This window comes from Streptomyces sp. NPDC002588, assembly GCF_040295925.1.
GTDB lineage: Bacteria > Actinomycetota > Actinomycetes > Streptomycetales > Streptomycetaceae > Streptomyces.
Map to the genome: position 1 here is coordinate 66,228 of NZ_JBEOWF010000032.1, position 20,856 is coordinate 87,083.

General features: G+C 70.7%; 21 protein-coding genes. 9 read left to right on the forward strand and 12 right to left on the reverse strand.

Annotated elements, in window-relative coordinates; translation table 11 throughout:
• Positions 1 to 106: 106 nt before the first annotated feature.
• Entirely contained in the window at positions 107 to 1,357 is a 1,251-nt protein-coding gene (locus tag ABT057_RS31690) for an alpha-L-fucosidase (RefSeq protein ID WP_352347070.1), read from the forward strand.
• Between the two features lie 338 nt (positions 1,358 to 1,695).
• Here ABT057_RS31690 and ABT057_RS31695 read toward each other — a convergent pair whose 3' ends face one another.
• Positions 1,696 to 3,384: a carbohydrate binding domain-containing protein gene (locus tag ABT057_RS31695; protein ID WP_352347071.1), complete on the reverse strand. Its 1,689-nt coding sequence runs from the start codon at positions 3,382 to 3,384 to the stop codon at positions 1,696 to 1,698.
• A gap of 146 nt (positions 3,385 to 3,530) precedes the next feature.
• Positions 3,531 to 4,667, reverse strand: a complete 1,137-nt coding sequence (locus tag ABT057_RS31700; protein WP_352347072.1) for an ATP-grasp domain-containing protein — start codon at positions 4,665 to 4,667, stop codon at positions 3,531 to 3,533.
• Positions 4,668 to 4,965: 298 nt separating this feature from the next.
• On the opposite strand from ABT057_RS31700, the gene ABT057_RS31705 reads away from it, so the two are divergent.
• Together ABT057_RS31705 and ABT057_RS31710 are read left to right on the forward strand one after the other, a co-directional pair.
• Entirely contained in the window at positions 4,966 to 5,853 is an 888-nt protein-coding gene (locus ABT057_RS31705; RefSeq protein WP_352347073.1) for a metallophosphoesterase family protein, read from the forward strand.
• Positions 5,850 to 6,539 carry a 4'-phosphopantetheinyl transferase family protein gene (locus ABT057_RS31710; protein WP_352347074.1) on the forward strand — a complete coding sequence of 230 codons (690 nt, stop codon included), beginning with the start codon at positions 5,850 to 5,852 and terminating at the stop codon, positions 6,537 to 6,539. The genes ABT057_RS31705 and ABT057_RS31710 overlap by 4 nt, the downstream gene beginning before the upstream one ends.
• A gap of 15 nt (positions 6,540 to 6,554) precedes the next feature.
• Here the strand turns inward: ABT057_RS31710 and ABT057_RS31715 are convergent, their stop codons facing one another.
• Positions 6,555 to 6,815: a hypothetical protein gene (locus ABT057_RS31715; RefSeq protein ID WP_352347075.1), complete on the reverse strand. Its 261-nt coding sequence runs from the start codon at positions 6,813 to 6,815 to the stop codon at positions 6,555 to 6,557.
• Positions 6,816 to 7,087: 272 nt separating this feature from the next.
• On the opposite strand from ABT057_RS31715, the gene ABT057_RS31720 reads away from it, so the two are divergent.
• Entirely contained in the window at positions 7,088 to 8,116 is a 1,029-nt protein-coding gene (locus tag ABT057_RS31720) for an alpha/beta fold hydrolase (protein ID WP_352347076.1), read from the forward strand.
• Between the two features lie 53 nt (positions 8,117 to 8,169).
• On the opposite strand, the gene ABT057_RS31725 is transcribed toward ABT057_RS31720, so the two are convergent.
• Together ABT057_RS31725 and ABT057_RS31730 are read right to left on the reverse strand one after the other, a co-directional pair.
• A complete protein-coding gene (locus ABT057_RS31725) occupies positions 8,170 to 8,697 on the reverse strand; it encodes a toxin-antitoxin system, toxin component (protein WP_352347077.1) in 528 nt (175 codons plus the stop codon).
• A 32-nt stretch (positions 8,698 to 8,729) separates the two neighbouring features.
• Positions 8,730 to 9,380 (reverse strand): helix-turn-helix domain-containing protein, encoded by a 651-nt coding sequence (locus tag ABT057_RS31730; protein ID WP_352347078.1) that lies wholly within the window; start codon positions 9,378 to 9,380, stop codon positions 8,730 to 8,732.
• A 229-nt stretch (positions 9,381 to 9,609) separates the two neighbouring features.
• Here ABT057_RS31730 and ABT057_RS31735 point away from each other — a divergent pair, with 229 nt between their 5' ends.
• On the forward strand, positions 9,610 to 10,278 hold the full coding sequence (locus ABT057_RS31735; RefSeq protein WP_352347079.1) for an MmyB family transcriptional regulator: 669 nt from the start codon (positions 9,610 to 9,612) through the stop codon (positions 10,276 to 10,278).
• A 51-nt stretch (positions 10,279 to 10,329) separates the two neighbouring features.
• Here ABT057_RS31735 and ABT057_RS31740 read toward each other — a convergent pair whose 3' ends face one another.
• From ABT057_RS31740 to ABT057_RS31770, 7 genes are all read right to left on the reverse strand, one after another.
• Positions 10,330 to 11,145 carry an ABC transporter ATP-binding protein gene (locus tag ABT057_RS31740; RefSeq protein WP_352347080.1) on the reverse strand — a complete coding sequence of 272 codons (816 nt, stop codon included), beginning with the start codon at positions 11,143 to 11,145 and terminating at the stop codon, positions 10,330 to 10,332.
• Between the two features lie 20 nt (positions 11,146 to 11,165).
• Entirely contained in the window at positions 11,166 to 11,945 is a 780-nt protein-coding gene (locus tag ABT057_RS31745) for an ABC transporter permease (protein WP_352347081.1), read from the reverse strand.
• Entirely contained in the window at positions 11,942 to 12,715 is a 774-nt protein-coding gene (locus ABT057_RS31750; protein WP_352347082.1) for an ABC transporter permease, read from the reverse strand. The genes ABT057_RS31745 and ABT057_RS31750 overlap by 4 nt, the downstream gene beginning before the upstream one ends.
• A complete protein-coding gene (locus ABT057_RS31755; protein WP_352347083.1) occupies positions 12,712 to 13,683 on the reverse strand; it encodes an ABC transporter substrate-binding protein in 972 nt (323 codons plus the stop codon). The genes ABT057_RS31750 and ABT057_RS31755 overlap by 4 nt, the downstream gene beginning before the upstream one ends.
• A 164-nt stretch (positions 13,684 to 13,847) precedes the next feature.
• Positions 13,848 to 14,786 (reverse strand): PDR/VanB family oxidoreductase, encoded by a 939-nt coding sequence (locus tag ABT057_RS31760; protein WP_352347084.1) that lies wholly within the window; start codon positions 14,784 to 14,786, stop codon positions 13,848 to 13,850.
• Positions 14,783 to 14,977: a hypothetical protein gene (locus tag ABT057_RS31765; protein ID WP_352347085.1), complete on the reverse strand. Its 195-nt coding sequence runs from the start codon at positions 14,975 to 14,977 to the stop codon at positions 14,783 to 14,785. The genes ABT057_RS31760 and ABT057_RS31765 overlap by 4 nt, the downstream gene beginning before the upstream one ends.
• Positions 14,974 to 16,047 (reverse strand): aromatic ring-hydroxylating dioxygenase subunit alpha, encoded by a 1,074-nt coding sequence (locus ABT057_RS31770; protein WP_352347086.1) that lies wholly within the window; start codon positions 16,045 to 16,047, stop codon positions 14,974 to 14,976. The genes ABT057_RS31765 and ABT057_RS31770 overlap by 4 nt, the downstream gene beginning before the upstream one ends.
• 851 nt (positions 16,048 to 16,898) lie before the next feature.
• Here ABT057_RS31770 and ABT057_RS31775 point away from each other — a divergent pair.
• The 4 genes from ABT057_RS31775 to ABT057_RS31790 are packed head-to-tail and all read left to right on the forward strand — an operon-like array spanning position 16,899 to position 20,855.
• Positions 16,899 to 18,098: an ABC transporter substrate-binding protein gene (locus ABT057_RS31775; protein WP_352347087.1), complete on the forward strand. Its 1,200-nt coding sequence runs from the start codon at positions 16,899 to 16,901 to the stop codon at positions 18,096 to 18,098.
• A gap of 11 nt (positions 18,099 to 18,109) precedes the next feature.
• Positions 18,110 to 18,982: a branched-chain amino acid ABC transporter permease gene (locus ABT057_RS31780; RefSeq protein WP_352347088.1), complete on the forward strand. Its 873-nt coding sequence runs from the start codon at positions 18,110 to 18,112 to the stop codon at positions 18,980 to 18,982.
• Positions 18,983 to 19,011: 29 nt separating this feature from the next.
• On the forward strand, positions 19,012 to 20,076 hold the full coding sequence (locus tag ABT057_RS31785; RefSeq protein ID WP_352347089.1) for a branched-chain amino acid ABC transporter permease: 1,065 nt from the start codon (positions 19,012 to 19,014) through the stop codon (positions 20,074 to 20,076).
• Entirely contained in the window at positions 20,073 to 20,855 is a 783-nt protein-coding gene (locus ABT057_RS31790) for an ABC transporter ATP-binding protein (RefSeq protein WP_352347090.1), read from the forward strand. The genes ABT057_RS31785 and ABT057_RS31790 overlap by 4 nt, the downstream gene beginning before the upstream one ends.
• The last annotated feature ends 1 nt before the right edge of the window (position 20,856 follow it).

Consider the following 20,856-nt stretch of genomic DNA (forward strand, 5'->3'; position numbering starts at 1 on the left):
CGGGCGGGCACGGTCCGCCGTGCCCGCCCGCGTTCCTCCTCTACCTCCACTGCCTCCTCTTCCTCTCTCGCGTCCGAAGTCGCCCGTCCCGCCGAGGAGTTCAGCCGTGCCCATGCAGCCCTGGTTCACCGACGCCAAGTTGGGGATCTTCGTTCACTGGGGGATCTACGCCGTCGACGGCGTCCAGGAGTCCTGGTCGTTCTACGACGACATCGTGCCGCACGACCGGTACATGTCCCAGCTCGACCGGTTCACCGGCGCCCACTACGACCCGAAGGCCTGGGCGGACCTGTTCGCCCGGGCGGGTGCCCGGTACGCGGTCCTGACGACCCGTCATCACGACGGTGTCGCGCTGTGGGACACCGAGTTCGGGGACCTCAACCTCGGCAAGGACTACCTCACCGGCTATGTCGACGCCGTGCGGGAGAAGGGTCTCAAGGTCGGTTTCTACTACTCCCACTCCGACTGGAACCACCCCGACTACGCCACCACCCGCAAGCCGGGCCGTCCGCCGGAGATGGAGGACAACCGCTACTCCGAGTGCTCCGCGGAGGACGAGGACCTGGAGGCCTGGGAGCGGTTCATCGCCTACCGGGACGGTCAGATCCGGGAGTTGGCCTCCCGCTACCGGCCCGATCTGATGTGGTTCGACGGCGAGTGGGACCGCAGCGAGGAGCAGTGGCGCATCCCCGAACTCGCCGCGCTCATCCGGTCGTACTCGCCGCACGTCGTGTTCAACGCGCGCATGCTCAGCGAGGGCGACTACGCCACCCCCGAGCAGGGAGCCCCCATCGTGCCGCCGGACGGCCCCTGGGAGCTGTGCCTGACGATCAACGACTCCTGGGGCTACCAGCACCACGACCACAACCACAAGTCGTTGGCCCAGCTGGTGCGTTACTTCACCGAGACCATCGGTGGCGGAGGCAATCTGCTGCTCGACGTCGGCCCGATGGAGGACGGCACGATCCCGCAGCCGCAGGTCGAGCGCCTGGAGGGGCTGGGGGAGTGGATCCGCAAGCACGCGGACGCGGTGTACGGGACGGTACGGGGGCTGCCGGCCGGGCACCACTACGGGCCCAGCACCCTGTCCGCCGACGGACGCACCCTCTATCTCACTCTGTTCGACATCCCGCGCGCGGAGATCGGGGTGCGCGGTCTGGTGACGCCGGTCCGCAGGGTCACCGTCCTGGGTACCGGCACGGAACTCGGCCACCGGGTGGTGGGCGGGCTGCACGAGGCGGTCGGTGTGCTGTGGATCGACCCGCCGGCCGAGGCCGACCTCGACCCGTACGCCACGGTGCTGGCGGTGGAGCTCGACGGCGAACTGGAGCTGTACCGGGGAGCGGGCCGCTTCTGATGCGGCAAGAGCGGGTCCGGTGCGGGACGCAAAAAAGAGGAGTGGGCGGCCGCTCCCCGTGACAACGGCCGCCCACCCCATCCCCCGTGACCGGAGAACCCCCGTCGGTCCCCGGCCTTCCCCGTCGATCCCTCGGTGCTTCCCCATGGATCGCTGTAACCACTGTGCTGTGCCGCGGGCCCACCGGGGTCCCCCGTACTCCCCCGTGCCCCCGTTGATCCCCGGTGGCCCTCACGGCTACACCCTTATGAGCACGCGGCCGGGGCCCTGATACACCCCTGCGGAAAAAAAGTCCCCCGGATCCGGATCCGGGGGACTTCGCGGTCGGTTCCGGCCGTTCAGCCGGTGAAGCCCGCCGTGATGGAGGTGAACTGCCAGGTGCTCTGGCTGATGCCCGAGCAGTTGCTCACCACACCTCCGCCGGGGCAGGACCGGTCGCGGTTGACGGCCCAGTAGGCGAGCCGGGCGATGTGGTGGGAGTTGGCCCAGTCGCGGATCTGCGTCCAGATCGCCGGGGTGGTGTTCTCCTGCTGGTCGGACAGGCCGTTCATGCCGGAGATGCCGATGTGGGCGTAGGCGGTGGCGTCGTCCCAGCCGAAGGTGGACTTCAGCTTGGTCTTCAACCCCTCCGTCGCGTTCACGGTGCTGCCGTACATGTCCGAGCCGCCGCCGAAGTCGAACGGCATGATGGTGAAGACGTCGATGTCGGCGCCGAGCGACTTGGCCTGCTCGATGAGGCGGTTGCCGTAGTACGTCGGACCGGTGGTCGACGTTCCGAAGGTGACGATGGTCTTCAGGCCCGGGTTGTCGGCCTTCACCGTCTTGAGCGCGGTGAGGATCCGTGCCTGCACGGCTTCGTTCTCGAACTCGTCCGTGTTCTCGATGTCCATGTCGATCGCCTTGAGCGAGTAGGCGTCGATCACCTTCTGCAGCGCGCCCGCGAGCGCGCTCGCGGAGGAACAGCCGGCGCCGAGTTTGCTGCCCTGCCATCCGCCGAACGAGGGTACGACGTCACCGCCCGCCGAACGGACCTGGTTGATCACGCTCTGGTCGACGCCGCCCGTCAGCGGACGGGTGCTGTCCCACATGGGGTTGCAGCCGCCGCCGTCCAGCATGAACGCCATGGTGAACCACTTGACGCCGGTCGCGCTCATCACCGTGCTCACGTTCGGCGGGTCGCCCCATCCTTCGTAGAGATAGGGCGCGGCCTGCTTGAAGGCGGTCTGGCCGCTGCCGGCGTTCGTCGTCACGGACACCTGGTTCGAGGAGCCCGAGGTGTTGCCGGCGGCGTCGCGTGCCTTCACCGAGAAGGTGTAACCGGTGCTCGGGGAGAGCCCGCTCACCGTGCCCGAGGTCCCGGAGACGCTGAGCACCCGCGCGGATCCGCTGTAGACGTCGTACGCCGTGACGCCCACGTTGTCGCTCGAGGCGTTCCAGGACAGCGACACGCTCGAGGACGTCTTGCCGGTGGAGGTCAGGCCGGTGGGCGCGCTCGGCGCCTGGGTGTCCGAGCCGCCTCCGCCGCCGCCCGGGCCGTCCAGGCCGATGTCGTCGGCGTAGTAGGTGCCCTGGGCGTACCAGCCGTGCACATAGATCGTGGCGCTGGTCTGCGAGGCACCGGTCGTGAAGGCCACCGACAGCTGGCTGTACGCCGACGGCGACGTCGTCCAGGTCGAGGCGCCGCCGTCGACGCCGAGGTAGACGTAGGAGCCCCGGACCCAGCCGCTCAGGGTGTACGCGGTGTTCGGCTGCACGGAGACGGTCTGGCTGCACTGGGCGTTGTCGCTCGAACTCACCGCCCCCGCGAGGGCCTTGGAACCGGCGTGCACGGGTGAGGAGACGACGGAGCCGAGGTTCCCGGTGCAGGACCAGGGGGAGAGGCTGCCCGACTCGAAGCCGGGATTGGTGAGGACGTTGGCGGCCTGTGCCGTGCCGGGCAGGGCGATCGCCCCGGTGACGGCGAGTGCGGCGGCTGCGAGGAGGGCGAGGAGACGGCGTCTGGAACGCCGGAGAAGTGTGGTGCGCACGCGATCTCCCTGAAGAGGTGGGGGCGTTCGGGAGTGCAGAAGATGCAAAGGGGTGCGCAAACAAAGTTGGTATGGACCAATCCGCCTGTCAAGAAGAAGGGCGAGATTGGTCCATACCGGTGAGACGAGTACTTCTCGCGGGTGACCTACAGCGGCAGGGCCTGCGCCGCTCCGGCCGACCTCACCTCGACGGAGTCGGCGGGGGCGGGAACGGCCGGCAGCAGGGGCTCCGTCTCCTCGAGCCGCTGGTGCGGCACCGAGACCGCCCGCAGCGGCCGCGGCCCCGACACCACCGTGTAGTCCTGGCCGAGGAACGGCGGCACGACCTCGCCCGGGTCCTCGCCGAGTGCCAACTGCACCGCGGCCCAGGGGGCGTTGACCCCGCACAGGGACAGCTGGTGCAGCCCGCCGGCCGGACGCGTGTTGACGTCCATCAGGACCGGCTGGTCGCCGAACATACGGAACTGGATGTTGGACAGGTAGTGCAGTCCGAAGCCCTCGGCGATGCGCCGGGCCGGCTCGAGCCACTGCTCGTGCAGGGTGAAGCCGCGGCGGCGGCCGTTCTTGGTGCGGCCGATCGCCATCCGCAGGCGGTTGTCGGGGCCGGTGAGGCAGTCCACGGACACCTCCGGCTGCTCCAGACGGGGCATCACCAGCCAGTCCACGCCTTCCTCGGCCTGCTTCAGCGCCTCGACGACCAGGTCCAGCTGGACGTACGGCGTCGGGAAGCCGCTGAGGTGCATGAGCGAGAACGGGGAGCGCGTGATCACCCGGAAGCCCACCCCGCCCGCGCCGGACGCCGGCTTGAAGCACGCCCTGTGCCCGGCCTCCTCCAACTCCTCGACGGCGACGACGAGTTCGTCGGCGGTACGGACCCGGTACCACGGCGGCACTGGCACATCGATCGCCTGCACCGCCTCGTAGGCGGTCACCTTGTCCTCGAACACGGCAACGGCCTCGGGCGTCGGCGCCAGCAGGGCCGTCCCGATCGCCTCGAAGTCCGCGCGGTGCGCCACGATCGCCGCCTGCTGCAGCCGGGGCACGAACACGTCGATGCCGCGGCGCTGGCACTGGTCCAGGGCGTATTCGACGTAGGCGGCGGGGGACAGGCCCTCCGGCTCGAGTTCGGCGGTGTCGGCGGAGGCCAGGACGGGAGAGTCGGCGTCGCCGTGCGTCGCATGGATCTCGACCGCGCGATCGCTCGGATTTCGTCGCAGCTGATCCACGAAGAAGACGTTCTCCGCGTACGTGCGGTTGAGCCAGACGCGTACGCGAGAGACCATGCGAGGCCGCCTTTCACGGTTCGCGGGCAGGGCAAAGCAGGCCCGGCCCGGGCAGGGGGAATGGAGGGTCACCAAACCGCCCTGCTGAAGGGGCATCCATGGCGGTGGTGTTGGGGCGATCATACGGCTTCCCGGGGGTCCCGCGTGCAACGCCCGTGTTACGGATTTTCTGATCTTGTTCACGAATGTCGAGAGCTGGGGTAGTGAACCGACCGTCGGCGACCGGGTTCTGCCTTGTCCCGGGCACGTGAATGTGTTGTCGTGGTGACCTTCGCGAGTTCGGGAACGGGGGCACAGGGTGACGTCGACGGCCGGTGGAGCGGGTCGGTTGCTCGCCATCAGTGATCTCCACATCAGCTATCCCGAGAACCGCGCCCTGGTCGAGCGCATGGCGCCGGAGACGGACGAGGACTGGCTCCTGGTGGCCGGGGACGTCTCGGAGAACGTGGCGGACATCCGGTGGGCGCTGAAGACCCTCGCGAGCCGCTTCCGCAAGGTCGTCTGGGCCCCCGGCAACCACGAACTGTGGACCCACCCCAAGGACGCCGTCACCCTGCGCGGCGTCGCCCGCTACGAGCATCTCGTCGAGGTCTGCCGCGACCTGGGCGTGGTCACCCCCGAGGACCCCTACCCGGTCTGGGAGGGCCCGGGCGGCCCGGTCGCCGTCGCGCCGTTGTTCCTGTTGTACGACTACTCGTTCCTCCCGGCGGGCTGCGCCACCAAGGCGGAGGGGCTGGCGTACGCGGAGGGGACCGGCATCGTCTGCAACGACGAGTACCTGCTGCACCCCGACCCCTATCCGACCCGCGAGGCCTGGTGCCGGGCCCGGGTCGCCGAGACCGAACGCAGGCTCGCCGAACTCCCCGCCGGCCTGCCCGTCGTCCCCGTCAACCACTATCCGCTGCACCGCCACCCGATGGACGTACTGTGGCATCCCGAGTTCGCCATGTGGTGCGGCACCGGGCTGACCGCGGACTGGCACCGCCGCTTCCCGGTCGCCGCCATGGTCTACGGCCATCTGCACATCCCGCGGACCACCTGGCACGAGGGCGTCCGCTTCGAGGAGGTGTCGGTGGGCTACCCGCGCGAGTGGCGCACCCGGTCGACGCCACCGGGCCGGCTGCGCCGCATCCTGCCCGCGGACCCGGAGAGCGGGACGCCGGCGAAGGGAGGCTTCCACCGATGATCGGGGAACTGCTGCCGGAGTCCGTGGTGGCCGTCGAGGCCTTCGGGGAGGAGGGGATGCGCGAGTTCGGCGCCGGCCCCCTGTACCCCGAGGAGGAGGCCCTGGTGACACGCGCGGTCGCGAAACGGCGCCGTGAGTTCACCGTCGTACGCTCCTGTGCCCGGCGCGCGATGGAGAAGCTCGGTGTGTCCGCGCAGGCGGTGCTGCCCGGCGAGCGCGGCGCCCCGCGGTGGCCTGCCGGGCTGACCGGCAGCATGACCCACTGCGAGGGCTACTGCGCCGCGGCGCTGGTCCGCGCCGCCGACCTGGCCTCCCTCGGCATCGACGCGGAACCCCACGCGCCGCTCCCGGACGGGGTCCTCTCCAGCGTCGCGCTGCCCGCCGAGGTGGAGCGGCTGGGCCGGCTCGGCGGCGACCGGCCCGACGTGCACTGGGACCGGCTGCTGTTCAGCGCCAAGGAGTCCGTCTACAAGGCGTGGTTCCCCCTCACCCGGAAGTGGCTGGACTTCAGCGAGGCCGACATCGACGTCGTGGCCGGCCCCGCCGGGCGGGCCGACGGCACCTTCCGCGCCCGCCTCCTCGTCCCCGGACCGGTGGTCGGCGGCCACCGGCTCGGTCACTTCGACGGCCGCTGGACCGTCCGCGGCGGTCTGGTGGCCACGGCGGTCACCGTCCACCACGCCTGAATCCGCGCCCTCGCCTCAGGGCGTCGGGCACCAGCTGCCCAGCAGCTCGAAGAACTCCGCCTCGTGGCCCAGGAGGCCCGCCTCCGCCAGGGCCCGGTCCGCCTCGGCCAGCACGGCGGGCGGGACCGTCGGAGGCAGTCCGTCGTGCGGTGGACCGGAGGTGTCACCGCCCGTTTCCCCGAACTCGTCGCCGAAGGCGGCCCGCACGGTGTGCAGCAGCCGCAGATAGGCCTGGACGGCGGTGCGCTCGCGGTCGGTCAGTACGGCAGTGGGCATCGGTCGGCTCTCCCCGTGTCGGCGTCGTCTCCCACGCGCCGCGGCCGGCGCGTGCGCCGCCCCGTGACGGCGCACCTCCCAGCTTGCCGCCCACCACTGACAATCCGGCCGGGCCGGCCGCCGGTTCGCCCGCTTAGCGGAGGTGAAACCTCCCCGAAATCCCCTGGGGACAAGGGCCCCTACGCTGGACTGAAGCGCTTTCGGCCAGGTACCGGGGGCCGCGGGACGGCAAGAATCCAGACAGCGGGACACAGGACACGGGAGGCGAGCGGGTGGTCGACTTCCCCGAGGCGCGCCGGGCGCGCGCCGCGCGGCTGCGTCCGGTGGCCGACCCCGGGCCGCAGCTGCGGTACCGGGTCGTGCACGGCTACCGGCGCGCCTTCCGTATGGCCGGCCGGGGCCCGGCGCTGGTCCTCATCCACGGCATCGGGGACTCCTCGGAGACCTGGGCGGAGCTGATCCCCGGCCTCGCGCGCACCCACACCGTCATCGCCCCCGATCTGCTCGGCCACGGCGCCTCCGACAAACCGCGCGCCGACTACTCGGTCGCGGCGTACGCCAACGGGGTGCGCGACCTGCTCACCACGCTCGGCATCGAGTCGGCGACGCTGGTGGGGCACTCGCTCGGCGGGGGAGTGGCGATGCAGTTCGCCTACCAGTTCCCCGAACGCACCGAGCGGCTCATCCTGGTCGGCGCCGGCGGAGTCGGCCGCGAGGTCAACCCCGCCCTGCGGCTGGTCTCGCTGCCCGGCGCCCATCTGGCGCTGTCCGCCCTCCGGTTGCCGGGGATGCGGCTCCAGGTGGGACTCGCCATCCGCCTGATGAAAATCCTGAACACCGATCTGGGCCAGGACGCACCCGACCTGCTGCACCTCGTGGACGCGCTGCCCGACGACACCTCCCGCAACGCCTTCATCCGCACCCTGCGGGCGGTCGTCGACTGGCGCGGGCAGGTGGTGACCATGCTCGACCGCTGTTATCTGACCGCCGGGATGCCCACCATGCTGCTGTGGGGCGACCGGGACAGTGTGGTGCCGGTCCGGCACGCGTACGGCGCCCACGAGGCGATGCCGGGCAGCCGGCTGGAGATCTTCGAGGGCGCCGGTCACTTCCCGTTCCACACCGACCCCGCCCGGTTCCTGGCCCTGGTCGAGGAGTTCACGTCCACCACCGCCCCGGCCGACTGGAGCCGCGACCATTGGCGCGCTCTCCTGCGCGAGGGCCGCCCGGGCGCGTACCCGGACGCGCCGGAGGGGGCCGTGGCGGAACTCCGGGAGGCGAGCGAACGCAGCGCGACCTGAGCGTGGACGTCCCTGCGAGGGGCGTCCGGCCGGCGCCGGTCGGCTCGCGCCGGTCAGCTCTGGGGGCCGAGATAGCCCAGCGAGGCCTCGATGCGGCCCGCGAGGTGGTCCCGGCCGCGGCCGCGTGGTGACGAACCCGCAAGCCAGGCACGGCACTTGCTGGCCAGCAGCAGGCCGAAGCTCTCGGCGTCCTTCTCGTCGGAGAGGTCGAAGCGGGTGCGCGCGGCGACGCTGCGGACCGTCGCGCGGAGGTCGGCGCCGTCGGTGAGTAAACGGGCCGCGACCGAGGCGCCCTCGACGTGGTGGCCGCTGTGGCCCGCGTTCATGTGCCACAGCTCGTGCCCGAGGATCACCAACTGGTGGTCGGGCGCGGTGCGTTCCTCGATGACGACGAGGTCCTGGTCGGCCATGTCGAGCCACAGTCCGCTCGCCGTGTCGGCGGGGAAGGGGGCCATGCGGAAGTGGACGGGGCGGCCCCGGCGTCTGCTCATCCCGGAGCACAGGGCGGTGTACAGCTCGGCCGGCGCGGCGGGGGCCGACAGGCTGAGCTCGGCGACGAGTGCGCCGCTGAGGCGGCGCATTTCCCTGGCAGTGCCCACAGTTCTCCCCCGGATCACGACTCGGGCCGCTTCACGCTCTCCAGAAGCATGTCCAGCCACTCGGCGACCTTGTCCCGGTGCTGGTCGGTGGGCAGCTGTGCCGCCCGCCAGGCGATTCCGCGCACGCCGTGGTCCTGCAGCAGCCGCTCCAGCGGGTCCGAGGACTGCGCGGCCGCCTCCCGGGCGGCGAGTTTCTGCAGCAGCTCCTGCTCGGTGTGCTGGAGGGCGCCCGCGAGTGCTTCGGGGTCCTCGGCCGTCAGGAAGCCGGCGTGGACGCGGAAGAAGCGCTGGATGGCGTCGCAGTGCTCCATCGTGGGGCGGCGGTCGCCGTTGATCAGGGCGCCCGCCTGCTGCCGGGACATGCCGGCGCCGTCGGCGATCTCCTGCTGGGTGTACTTGCGGCCGTTCGCCTTGAGCCGGGTGCGGCGCAGCAGGTCCAGGCGCTGCAGGAAGCGGGCCTGGACATCCGGTTCGCCTGCTGGGCGGCCGCCCAGCAGGGCCTTGACCACGGACTCCGGGACACCCGAGGCGACGGACAGCCGCCCGGTGTCGAAGACCTCCGAGTGCGGCACGCCGAGCCGGTCGGCGAGTGCGGCGACACGGATGACTACGGCCGACAGCAGTACCGTCGCCGTGGCGCCCGGAACCTCGAAGCCATCCGACACCGACAGGTCTCCTAGGTCTCTCACGTCCCTCTCACCGGCACAGGGGATCGTCGTGAACTGCGTGGAGAGTAGCGGGTGTTTCGAACTCACATCCAGGTCTCGCCACAACTGTGGCCTATTTCAGCCGTCAACGAGCGCGGAATGCCACGATAGTTGACATGCCTGGCGTCCGGGCCGCAGGATCGGGTCGCCGCGTGAAGGCGGCACAGGCAAGAGGGGTGACCTCCCGATGGCATATCAGGCAGGAGGGCAGCGGTCCGCACCGCGGCCCGTCCCCGACAGTCCCGAGGCCCAGGCTTATTTCCAGGACTACGCGGCCTACTTGGAGGCAGTTCCCTTCCCGTCCGTCGTCCTCGACCACCGCTGGGACGTGGTCCTCGCCAACACCGCTTTCGAGACACTTTTCCGGGACGTGAGCCCCCATCCGACGGCTCTGCCGGGGGACAACTTCCTCCGGTTCGTGCTGTTCCATCCGGACGCGAGCGCCGTCCTCGGCGACCACGAGTCCAGCTGGTGCCTGCCGATGCTCGCCTGCTTCGCCGCCGCCGTGGAGCGGCACGGCCACGACGCCGGGCTGCAGGCGATCCGCCGTGAGATCGCCCAGGACCCGATCATGGAGGCCGCCTACCGGCAGGGCCTGCCGCACTGGATCCGCGCGGTCGGCGAAGGCGCCGTGGAGCACGACGGCGCGGTCCGCCCGCTGCACCACCCCGACCCGCGCCGGGGCGCCACGGAGTGCCGTATCGTCGGCGACACCCCGAGAACTCTCCAGGACATGGGGTACACGCGGCTGACCATGGTGCTGCGCGAGCCCCGCCCGGCATCCGCACCCCGCAGACCCCGCGCCCCGCGGCGCGGCGCCGGCCACCTCAGCGTGGTTCCCGCCCCCAGGGCCTGACCGGGCACCGTCGGCGTTCAGGTCGCCGACGGCGCCCTGGTCGGTGCCCCCCTACGCCTTCCGGAAGTCCTTGACCACCGCGTCCCGCGGCTCGGGCGCCGTGCCCCGCTTCGCCGCCTGGATCTGCTCGTAGACATGGGTGCGCAACTCGGCGAAACGCGGGGCGACCCGGGTGTGCAGCTGGTCGCGCTCCTCAGGCAGGTCGACCTTCAGCTGCTCCCGGACGACGGTGGGCGAGGCGGACAGCACGATCACCCGCTCACCCAGATAGACGGCCTCGTCGATGTCGTGGGTGACGAACAGGATGGTGATCCCGCGCTGCCGCCACAGCCCCCGTACGAGGTCCTCCAGGTCGGCGCGGGTCTGCGCGTCGACCGCCGCGAACGGCTCGTCCATCAGCAGCACCCGGGGCTCGTAGGCGAGCGCCCGGGCGATCGCCACCCGCTGCTGCATCCCGCCCGACAACTGCCACGGATACGCGCCGGCGGCGTCCGCCAGACCGACCGACTCCAGCGCGTCGGCCACCAGTCCCCGCCGCCGCGCCTTGTCCATCCGCTTCTGTTTCAGCGGGAGTTCGACGTTCGCGCCGACCCGCATCCAGGGGAAGAGGCTGCGCCCGTACTCCTGGAAGACGAACGCCGTCCCGGGCGGCGGACCGCTCACCTTCCGTCCCTCGAGCAGGACTTCGCCGGAGGTCGGCGCCAGCAGTCCGCCCAGGCACTTCAGCAGGGTCGTCTTGCCGCAGCCCGACGGGCCGACGAGACAGACGAGTTCACCCGCCCCGACGTCGAAGGTCAGGTCGCGCACCGCCTCGACCCGGCGCCCGGACCCCTCGTAGACCTTGCGCAGGCCGCGTACTTCCAGCATGGACCGCCCTTTCACGAGGGTCACGGGGACCGCCGGGTGGATGCGCGCAGACCGTGGTACCAGCCGAGCACCCGCCGCTCGAGGAGCCGGAAGAGGACCGACAGCACGAAACCGAGCAGCCCGAGCAGCAGGATCCCGGTCCACATGTCCGGGATGGCGAAGCCCCGTTGGAACTGCACGATGGTGAAGCCGAGCCCGTTGCTCGCGGCGAACATCTCGCTGATGACCATCAGGATGATCCCGATGGACAGCGCCTGCCGCAGTCCCGCGAAGATCTGCGGGCTCGCGGACGGCAGGACCACGCTCCTCAGCCGGGCCATCCCCGTGATGCCGTACGACCGTGCCGTCTCGGCCATCACCTGGTCCACCGCCCGCACGCCCTCGACGGTGTTGAGCAGCACCGGCCACACACAGCCGCTCGCGATCACGACCACCTTCATGGTGTCGCCGATCCCCGCGAACAGCATGATCACCGGGACCAGCACCGGGGGCGGCACCGCGCGCAGGAACTCCAGGACCGGCTCGCACACCGCCCGCACCCGCCGGTAGGAGCCGATGACCGTGCCGAGCGCGATCCCGGCCACGGCCGCCGTCGCGTAGCCGCCCGCGAGGCGCAGCACGCTCGGCCGGACGTCCGTGCGCAGCCGCTCGGGCGTCCACACGTCCGGGAAGGCCTTCAGGATCGTCCGCAGCGGTGGCCAGTACACGGCGGTGCTGCCGTCGGACGCCAGCCACCACACCGTGACCAGCACGGCCGGCAGGGCGAGGGCGAACACCAGCCGCAGGAGCAGCCGCCTCACACCGTCACCTCCCCGCGCACCGACTGGTGCCAGGCCAGCGCACGGCGCTCCACCGTCCGCGCGCCCACGTTGATCAGCACCCCGAGGACACCGGTGACCACGATCAGGGCGTACATGTCGGGCACCGCCTGCGAGGTCTGGGCCACCGCAATGCGCGCGCCCAACCCCGGTGCCCCGATGACGAGTTCGGCGGTGACGGCGAGGATCAGCGCGACCGCGGCGGCGAGCCGCACACCGGTCATGACGTACGGCAGGGCGGTCGGCCACAGCACGTGCCGGACCCGCGCCCAGGCGCCGAGACCGTAGGACCGCGCCGTCTCCTCGGCGACCGGGTCGACGTCCCGGGCGCCGTACAGGACCTGGATGAGGACCTGCCAGAAGGCGGCGTAGACGACCAGCAGGAGGACCGAGCGCAGTTCGGTGCCGTAGAGGAGGACGGCGAGCGGGATCAGGGCCACCGACGGGACGGGGCGCAGGAACTCGATCGTGGAGGCCGTGGCCTCGCGCAGATACGGCACGACCGAGACGACCACGCCCACCGCGATCCCCCCGGCGACCGCGATCGCGAGGCCCAGCGCCCAGCCGGTGAGGGTGTCGCCGAGCGCCGTCCAGAAGGCGGAGTCGGCGAGTTCCCCTGCGAGGGCGCGGGCGATGCGGCTCGTGGGCGGGAAGTAGGCCTCCTTGACCAGGCCGAGCCGCGGCACCGCCTCGCCCAGGGCGAGGAAGCCCGCGAGGCCGGCCGCGCCGAGGACGGCGTTCGAGCCCCTCACGGGAGCAGCTTGTCCAGGTCCGGGGCCGTCTTGAAGAGCTTGTCCTGCTCGCCCAGCTTCTCCAGCGCCTCGATGGACGAACGGTTCGCCTCCGCCGGCCACTTCGGCAGGGTGACCCCGGCCAGCACCGAGGCGGGGATCTTGGTGTATGTGGTGACGATCTGCCGGACCGCGTCCGGGTGGGAGTCGGCGTACGCGAGGGACTCCGCCGTGGCCTCCTGGAACTTCTTCACCACGCCGGGGTTCTTCTGTGCGTACTGCGTGGAGGTGAAGTACAGCGCGACGGTCAGGTCCGGCGCCACGTCCACCAGCGGCGAGGCGATCTCGACGCCGCCCTGGCTCTTGACGGTGGCGAGCGCCGGCTCGACCACCATCGCCGCGTCGATCTGCCCGCTGTCCAGGGCGGCCGGCATCTGGTCGAAGGCGAGTTCCACGAACTTCACCTTGTCCGGGTCGCCGCCCGCCTTGCGCACCGACTCCCGCACCGCGGTCTCGTTGATGTTCTTCAGGGTGTTGATGGCGACCTTCTTGCCCTCCAGATCCTTCGCGGACCTGATCGGGCTGCCCTTCTTCACGGTGATCGCCCCGAAGTCCTTGCCTTGTAAGCCCGTCGACGCGATGCCGTTCGAAACGGCTTTCACGGGGAGGCTGTTGGACTGGGCGACCATCAGCGAGGTGACGTTGCTGAAGCCGAACTGGAACTGGCCGCTGACCACGCCCGGCACGATCGCCGCGCCGCCCTGCGCGGTGGTGATCGACAGTTTCAGACCGTGCTTCTCGTAGAACCCCTGTTTCACGCCGAGGTAGACGGGCGCCACGTCGACGATGGGGATGAGGCCGAGTTCGACGGTCGTGACGCCACCGGCCGACGAACTCCCGCCGGACGAACCGGAGTCGTCGGACGAGCCACAGGCCGCGGCGGCGAGCAGGAGGGTTCCGGCCGTGAGACCGGCGAACAGACGACGCATGGCTCCCCCTGTGCAGAGACAACGGTGTTCCGACAGGCTGTGCGCATCTTGCACAGTAGTGCTCAACTGGCGTGCAGGGAACGTAGATCCCGTCGTCCGGCGCGGTCAATGGGTTTGGCTGACGAAATTGTTGACAGTTCGCTCGCCGTGCGGAGGCCTCGCGCTCAGAGGTCGAGTACGAGTTTCGGTCCCCGGCACCGGGACACACAGATCATCATCGTCTCCCCGGCCTCCCGCTCCTCGGCCGTCAGCACGGAGTCCCGGTGGTCCGGGGTGCCCTCCAGCACGTCGGTCTCGCAGGTGCCGCAGGTGCCCTCGGCGCAGGAGAACAGCACCTCGATCCCGGCGCCGCGCACCGCCTCCAGTACCGAGACACCGGGGGCGACGGTCAGCGTACGGCCACTCTGCGCGAGCTCCACCTCGAACTCGGCTTCCTCGCCCGCGGGCCGGACCTTCGCCTGGAAGCGTTCGACGTGCAGCGCCCCGGCCGGGCAGCGCTCCTCCACCGCGTCGAGCAGCGGGCCGGGACCGCAGCAGTAGACGAGCGTCCCCTCGGGCAGCGTGTCCAGCAGCGGGCCGAGGTCGAGCAGTCCGGTCTCGTCCTGCGGGGCGACGGTGACCCGGTCGCCGTAGCGTGCCAACTCCTCGGTGAACGCCATGGAATCGCGGCTGCGGCCGCCGTAGAGCAGGGTCCACTCGGCGCCCGCGGCCTCGGCCGCCGCCAGCATCGGCAGGACGGGGGTGATGCCGATGCCGCCCGCGATGAAGCGGTACCGGGGGGCCGGGCGCAGCCGGAAGTGGTTGCGCGGGCCGCGCACCCGTACCTTGTCGCCCTGCCTCAACTGCTCGTGCACATGGGCGGATCCGCCCCGCCCGGCCGGTTCCCGCAACACCGCGACCCGCCACGCCGTACGGTCCGCCGGGTCGCCGCACAGCGAGTACTGGCGCTCCAGCCCCGGACCGAGGACGAGATCGACGTGCGCGCCGGGCTCCCAGACCGGGAGCGGCTCGCCGAGCGGGTGGCGCAGGGTGAGGGCGAGCACGCCGTCGGCCGCGGACTCCCGCCGCTCGACGACGAGTTCGGCTTCGTACAGGTCACTCATGAGGTGCTTCCTCGCAACTCCGGTCGCGGCCGGTGCCCTTCGGGGTGGCCGAGCATCCACTCCCACATCTCCACCGGGTCCTGCGAGCTGTGCTCGGCACCGCAGTGACAGGTGCCGTGCAGCACGTCGGTGCCCGGCAGCCAGTCGATGCGGTAGATCTCGCGCGGCACCCCGGAAACGAGCCTGCTCACAGCGCCGGCTCCACCGGCTTGTCGCCCTCCTCGACCAGCCGGGCGAGGATACGGCGGGCGGCCAGGCCGCCGGTGTCGATGTTGATGCTCAGCTCCTGGTAGCCGGTGCGCTCCGTGCCGAGCGTCCTCTGCAGCAGGTTGAGCGCGTCGACGTCCTGCATGACGACGGTGTGGTTGTTGGCCCGCAGGAACTCGGTGACCTCGTCGTCGTCCGTCGCCCAGTCCCGCGAGACCATCCAGAAGTCGTACACCTTGCCGTCGGACGACGGGGTGATCGCGTATGTGATCTCGGTGTGGAAGCCGTTCGGGTCGCTGCCGTCCGCCTCCGGCAGCACGCCGACCGGCGCGATCCGGCTGTGCAGCAGGTACAGGCACGGGGCGTGGTACTCGATGTCCTGCCAGCGGGTGATCCGGCCCTCGATCCCGGTCGAACGGGCGTAGAACGGCGGGCACTCGGCGTCGTCCATGTGCCGGCTCACCCGCACGATCCCCGCGCCCTCGTCGACCTCCGTGGTGATCGGCGTCTCGGCCACCTCCGGGGTGCCGATGTAGCCGCCGTGCAGATACGTCTCGTGGGAGAGGTCGAGGAGGTTGTCGACGAGGAGACCGTAGTCGGCGTCGATGGGTTCCATGCCGCGGACGGTGGTCCAGCCGGGGGCGTCGAGGTGGCGGGCGCGCGGAACGGTCTGCGGGTCGGCGAGGGCGGGGTCGCCGATCCACACCCACACCAGGGAGTCCTGCTCGACGACCGGGTAGGAGGCGACGCGCGCGGTGCGCGGGACGCGCTTCTGCCCCGGGACGTACACACAGGTGCCGGTCGTGTCGTACGTGAACCCGTGGTAGCCGCACACGATGCGGTCGCCGTCGAGGCGGCTGGGCTTCTCGTGCAGCGGGAACCGGCGGTGCACACACCGGTCGTGCAGCGCGACCGGCGTGCCGTCCGCCTCGGTCCGGTAGAAGACGAGCGGCTCACCGAGGATGGTCCGGCCGAGCAGTTCCTCCCGCCCGACCTCGTGGCTGTAGGCGGCGACGTACCACTGGTTCCTGGCGAAACTCGTCATGTGCGGCATGGCTGCGGCTCCCGTCGTTGGGTGATGGCGACATCGTCCGGAAGGGGGTCAGGGGGGCGCAATACGGCTTCCGTCTCACGGAAGGATCGATGCGAAAGGCCTGTTCAGAGGGTTGATCTGGATACGCCTCGGTGCTTGACCTCAGTGGAAGGTGCCGCCGTGCCTTCTGTTCTTCGCCCACAGCTCGTGTCGCTGCAGCATCGATGATTTACAACGAGTGAGCGATTTAGATTCTTTGTGGCGATTCCCTGGCTGCATACGTCTGGTACAGCGGCAGAATGCGCAGAGTTGCAGATCAAGGTTGGTCGGTGCCGTGCGGGGAGGGGGCGGGGTCGAATCCGGGTCGAATATGCCTTCCTTTCGCTCTGTTCGGTAGCTTGTTGCAGGTCAACGGCGTGATCAGAAGCCACGGCGTGACTGTGACCAGGGCTAATGCGGTGCAGAACTGCGGTGGACGCGCTATTGGCCCGTACGTGGTCCGGATCTTGGGTGTTTGCCCTGTGAGGCAGTGAAACGTCAACGCGAACGACGCCGTCGCGTCACCGAACCGGCGGCGTGAAGCCTGAGGGCTCGATGAATGCGGATCGGGCCCTTCGTAGGCCTCTCGGCGCCAAGGGCTCCCGGCCGGTCCCCGACCCGAACGCCGCCCCCAACAGGTTCTGCGCCGGGTCCGCGCAGTCGGCCGTCTCCTTGTGATCAGTCAGGTCTCCGACAGCTCCGGCTTGAGGAACTTTGCTGGTGACCGAGGCATGCCGATGCCAACCCAATCTATTACAGAGTATTGACGTTGCGCTGAGAACTTGTAGATTCTGGCCCAACCTTTTCGCCCCGGGCCCACCTCAGGAGCTGCCATGGGTGCTGTCTCTGCGTTCTCGTTGTCCAGAAGTGTCGTCGGACTCGCCGTCAGCGCCCTGGTGCTGGCGGGCTGCGGGTCGAGCCTCGGCGAGTCCACCGGGAGTGAAACGGCAGAGGGCCGGTCCGGCGGCAAGGTCAAGATCGGGTTGCTGGTGCCGTTGTCGGGCGTCTACGCGCCGCTCGGCGAGGACATGAAGGCGGGCTTCGGGCTCTATCTCGACCAGCACGACGGCAAGCTCGGCGGACGCGAGGTCGACCTCGTGACGGCCGATGAGGGTGAAGGCCCACAGACCGGAGTGCCCGCGGCCCAGAAGCTCGTGACGCAGGACCAGGTCACCGCGGTCGCCGGAGTGGTCAACTCGGCCACCGCGCTCGGTCTGCGGGACTTCTTCCACGAGTCGAAGAAGCCGCTGCTGGTCGCGAACGCGGGGGCAGATGACATCACCGGGTCACGCAAGTCCGAGTACGTGTGGCGGACGAGTTTCAGCAATGGTGACGTGTCCGCCGCTCTGGGCCCGGCGGTCGCCGAGGAGGCCAAGGGCAGCGTCTACCTCATCGCGGCCGACTACGCCGCCGGCAAGGAGATGGTCACGGGGTTCCGCAAGACCTTCGAGGCGGCCGGGGGCAAGGTCGCGGGCGAGAAGTACACGCCCTTCGGCAAGACGCAGGACTTCCAGCCCTACCTCTCGGCGATCCGAGAGTCCGGTGCCGAGGCCGTCTTCGCCTTCTACGCGGGCGCGGAGGCGGTGAGCTTCGTCAAGCAGTACAAGCAGTTCGGGCTCGCCGGCAAGACGGCGCTGTACGGCACCGGGTTCCTCACCGAGGGCGGCGTGCTCGCCGCGCAGGGCACGGCCGCGGTCGGCGTGAAGACCTCCCTGCACTACTCGACGGAGCTGGACACGCCGGTCAACAAGAAGTTCGTGGCCGACTACCAGGCAGCGGCGAGGAAGGCCCCGACGGTCTACGCCGTGCAGGGCTACGACACCGCCGCCGTGCTCGACAAGGCGCTGGCCGAGGCGAGCGGCGACAGCGGCGACGCGCTGGTGAAGGCGCTGGGCGCGGTCGGCTCGATAGACAGCCCCCGGGGCGCTTGGAAGTTCGGCGCCGACCACAACCCGGAGCAGACCTACTACCTGCGCGAAGTCCGTGCCGACGGAGACACCGCCGTCAACGCGGTCGTCCGCGAACTCGACTGAGCGCGCCCGGTATGACGACGCATCTGGTGAGTGTCCTCAACGGGCTGGCGATGGGCTCCCTGCTCTTCGCCATCGCGCTCGGCCTGTCCCTGGTGTTCGGCATGATGGACGTGCTGAACCTCGCCCATGGCGCGGTCTACCTGGTCGGCGCCTATGTGGCGGTGGCGCTCGTGTCCGACGGCTCGGGCGTGGCGGCCTTCGTCCTGGCCGTGGTGGCCGCCGCGGCCGCCGGGGCCCTTCTCGGAGGTCTGCTGGCCGGCCTGACGCGGGCCACCCCCCACCATCTCGACCAGGCCCTTCTGACGCTCGGTGTGGCGCTCGTGGTCGCCGAGGTCCTGTCGCTCGCTTTCGGCAACGACGTGCACTCCATCGCCGCGCCCGCGCCGGTCGGCGGAGGCGTCACGGTGCTCGGCGAGACGTACCCCGTCTACCGGTTGCTCGTGATCGGGTTCGGCGTGGTGCTGGCGGTGGCCGTCTACTTCCTCGTCGAGCGCAGCCCGCTGGGCTCGGTGATCCGCGCGACCGTCGCCGACCGCGCGATGGTGGCGGCGCTGGGCATCAACACCGGCCGGGTACTGGTCGGGGTCTTCGCGGCCGGCGCGGCGCTGGCCGCCGTCGGCGGCGTCCTGGCCGGGCCGATCCTGGGGGCCCAGCCCGGCCTGGACGAGAAGGTGCTGCTGCTCGCCCTGGTCGTGGTGGTGATCGGCGGCCTGGGGTCGGTCCGCGGCGCACTGCTCGGTGCCGTACTGATCGGACAGGTACAGGCGCTCGGGACGGCGCTGCTGCCCGAGTACGCCTCGTTCCTGGTCTTCGCGGCGATGGCCCTGGTCCTGCTGGTACGCCCGGCGGGTCTGCTCCCGGCACGGACGGCGGTGCACGCATGACCGTGAAGGCGGCGGAAGGCGGTGCGCCCGTGCCGCACGATACAACCCCTGTACGCGAACCGTTCGACGAGAGCGGACGTGGGCCCGGCACCGGTGACAGGGGACCGGAGCGCCGAAGGGCCGCGGCCGCCGTCGCGGTCGTAGTCCTGCTCGCGGCGGCCCCGCTGATGCTCGCCCCCTACCCGGTGTCTGCCATGACTCGGATGCTGGCGTTCGCGGTGCTCGTCCTCGCCGCCGACCTGCTGACCGGCGTCACGGGCCTGCCCACGCTGGGCCAGGCGGCGTACTTCGGAGTCGGTGCCTACACGGCGGTACTGGTCGGCATCCATGTCACGTCGGACGCGATGGTGCAGGTGCTGGCTGCTCTTGTCATGGGGCTGCTGGCGGCGGCGGTCACCGGCTGGGTCGCCGTCCGCGCGGGCGGACTGGTGTTCCTCATGCTCACGCTGGCGATCGGGGAGACGGTGCACCAGGTGGCCGACACCTGGTCGGCGGTGGGCGGTAGCAACGGCCTCGCCGGGATGCCTCCGATCAGCCTGTTCGGCGGATCGCCGCTGATGGTCGCGGGCTTCGTGTACTGGTGGGCGCTGGCCGTGGCGGTCCTGGTGTTCGCGGCGGTCGCGCTGGTGGTCCGTTCACCCTACGGCCGGACGCTGCGGGGCATCCGGGACAACGAGGCCCGGATGCGGGCCCTCGGCTACCGCCCCGCGCTCGCCCGGTACGGCGTCTTCTGTCTGGCGGGAGCCGTCGCCGGAGTGGGCGGTGCCCTGTGGGCGCAGCAGGCCCGCTTCGTCTCGCCCGGGGACATGGGGTTCGAGGTCGCGGCGCTGGCGCTGCTCAGCGTGGTCATCGGCGGCGCGGGCAGCCTGTGGGGCCCGTGTCTCGGCGCGGCGCTCGTCCTGTACGTCCGCGACAACCTCTCCGCGTCGATCGGCGGCCATGGCCCGCTGGTGCTGGGCGCGGTGTTCGTCGCCGTCGTCTTTCTGCTGCCGCGCGGTCTGGCGGGCCTCACCGGCGCTCGCCCGGGAATCGGGACCCGTCTGAGAAACCTCGGCCGAGCTCGTCGCCGGAGCCGGGAGGAGAACCCGTCGTGACCACTCTCCTGGAACTGCGCGGACTGACCCGCTTCTACGGCTCGCTGACCGCCGTCGACCAGGTGGACCTGACGATCACCCAGGGTGAGCGGCACGCACTCATCGGCCCCAACGGCGCCGGCAAGTCCACGCTGTTCGCCACCGTGGCCGGGACACTCCGGGCCTCCGCCGGCGGCATCGTGCTGGCCGGGCAGGACGTCACGTCACTGCCGGAGGCGGAGCGGGCCCGGCGCGGCATGGTGCGCACCTTCCAGCACTCCAGCCTGTTCCTCGACTGCTCGGTGCTGGACAACGTCGCCCTCGCGGTGCAGCGGGTCCAGGGGGTGGCCCATCGGTTCGACCGGGCGACGCGGCGCTTCCGGCGCGCTGAGGCAGAGGCGCGGCGCCATCTGGACTCGGTCGGGCTGTCCGGACGTATGCGGGATAAGGCGGCCGCGCTGTCCCACGGCGAGCGGCGACAGCTTGAGGTCGCCATGGTGCTTGCCGCCGAACCCTCCCTGGTGATGTTCGACGAACCCACCGCGGGGATGTCCGCAGCCGAGACCGAACGGTTCGTGGCCCTCCTGGAACAGCTTCCCGAGCACCTGACCGTCCTCATCGTCGAGCACGACCTGGACGTGGTGTTCCGGCTGGCCGACCGGATCACCGTGCTGCACCTGGGCAAGGTCCTCGCCTCCGGGCCGCCGGAGGAGATCCGGGCCGACGCGGCGGTGCGGCGGGCCTATCTCGGCTCGGCCAGGACCGAGGACCTGTTCGCCGACACAGGAGGACCGCGATGAC

What these genes read in the sequence shown, in the direction of transcription:
- ABT057_RS31700 (WP_352347072.1), bottom strand. Translation starts at nt 4,667, where the DNA reads ATGGTCTCTCGCGTACGCGTCTGGCTCAACCGCACGTACGCGGAGAAC.
- ABT057_RS31710 (WP_352347074.1), top strand. Translation starts at nt 5,850, where the DNA reads ATGATCGGGGAACTGCTGCCGGAGTCCGTGGTGGCCGTCGAGGCCTTC.
- ABT057_RS31715 (WP_352347075.1), bottom strand. Translation starts at nt 6,815, where the DNA reads ATGCCCACTGCCGTACTGACCGACCGCGAGCGCACCGCCGTCCAGGCC.
- ABT057_RS31725 (WP_352347077.1), bottom strand. Translation starts at nt 8,697, where the DNA reads ATGCGCCGCCTCAGCGGCGCACTCGTCGCCGAGCTCAGCCTGTCGGCC.
- ABT057_RS31735 (WP_352347079.1), top strand. Translation starts at nt 9,610, where the DNA reads ATGGCATATCAGGCAGGAGGGCAGCGGTCCGCACCGCGGCCCGTCCCC.
- ABT057_RS31740 (WP_352347080.1), bottom strand. Translation starts at nt 11,145, where the DNA reads ATGCTGGAAGTACGCGGCCTGCGCAAGGTCTACGAGGGGTCCGGGCGC.
- ABT057_RS31755 (WP_352347083.1), bottom strand. Translation starts at nt 13,683, where the DNA reads ATGCGTCGTCTGTTCGCCGGTCTCACGGCCGGAACCCTCCTGCTCGCC.
- ABT057_RS31760 (WP_352347084.1), bottom strand. Translation starts at nt 14,786, where the DNA reads ATGAGTGACCTGTACGAAGCCGAACTCGTCGTCGAGCGGCGGGAGTCC.
- ABT057_RS31770 (WP_352347086.1), bottom strand. Translation starts at nt 16,047, where the DNA reads ATGCCGCACATGACGAGTTTCGCCAGGAACCAGTGGTACGTCGCCGCC.
- ABT057_RS31775 (WP_352347087.1), top strand. Translation starts at nt 16,899, where the DNA reads ATGGGTGCTGTCTCTGCGTTCTCGTTGTCCAGAAGTGTCGTCGGACTC.
- ABT057_RS31780 (WP_352347088.1), top strand. Translation starts at nt 18,110, where the DNA reads ATGACGACGCATCTGGTGAGTGTCCTCAACGGGCTGGCGATGGGCTCC.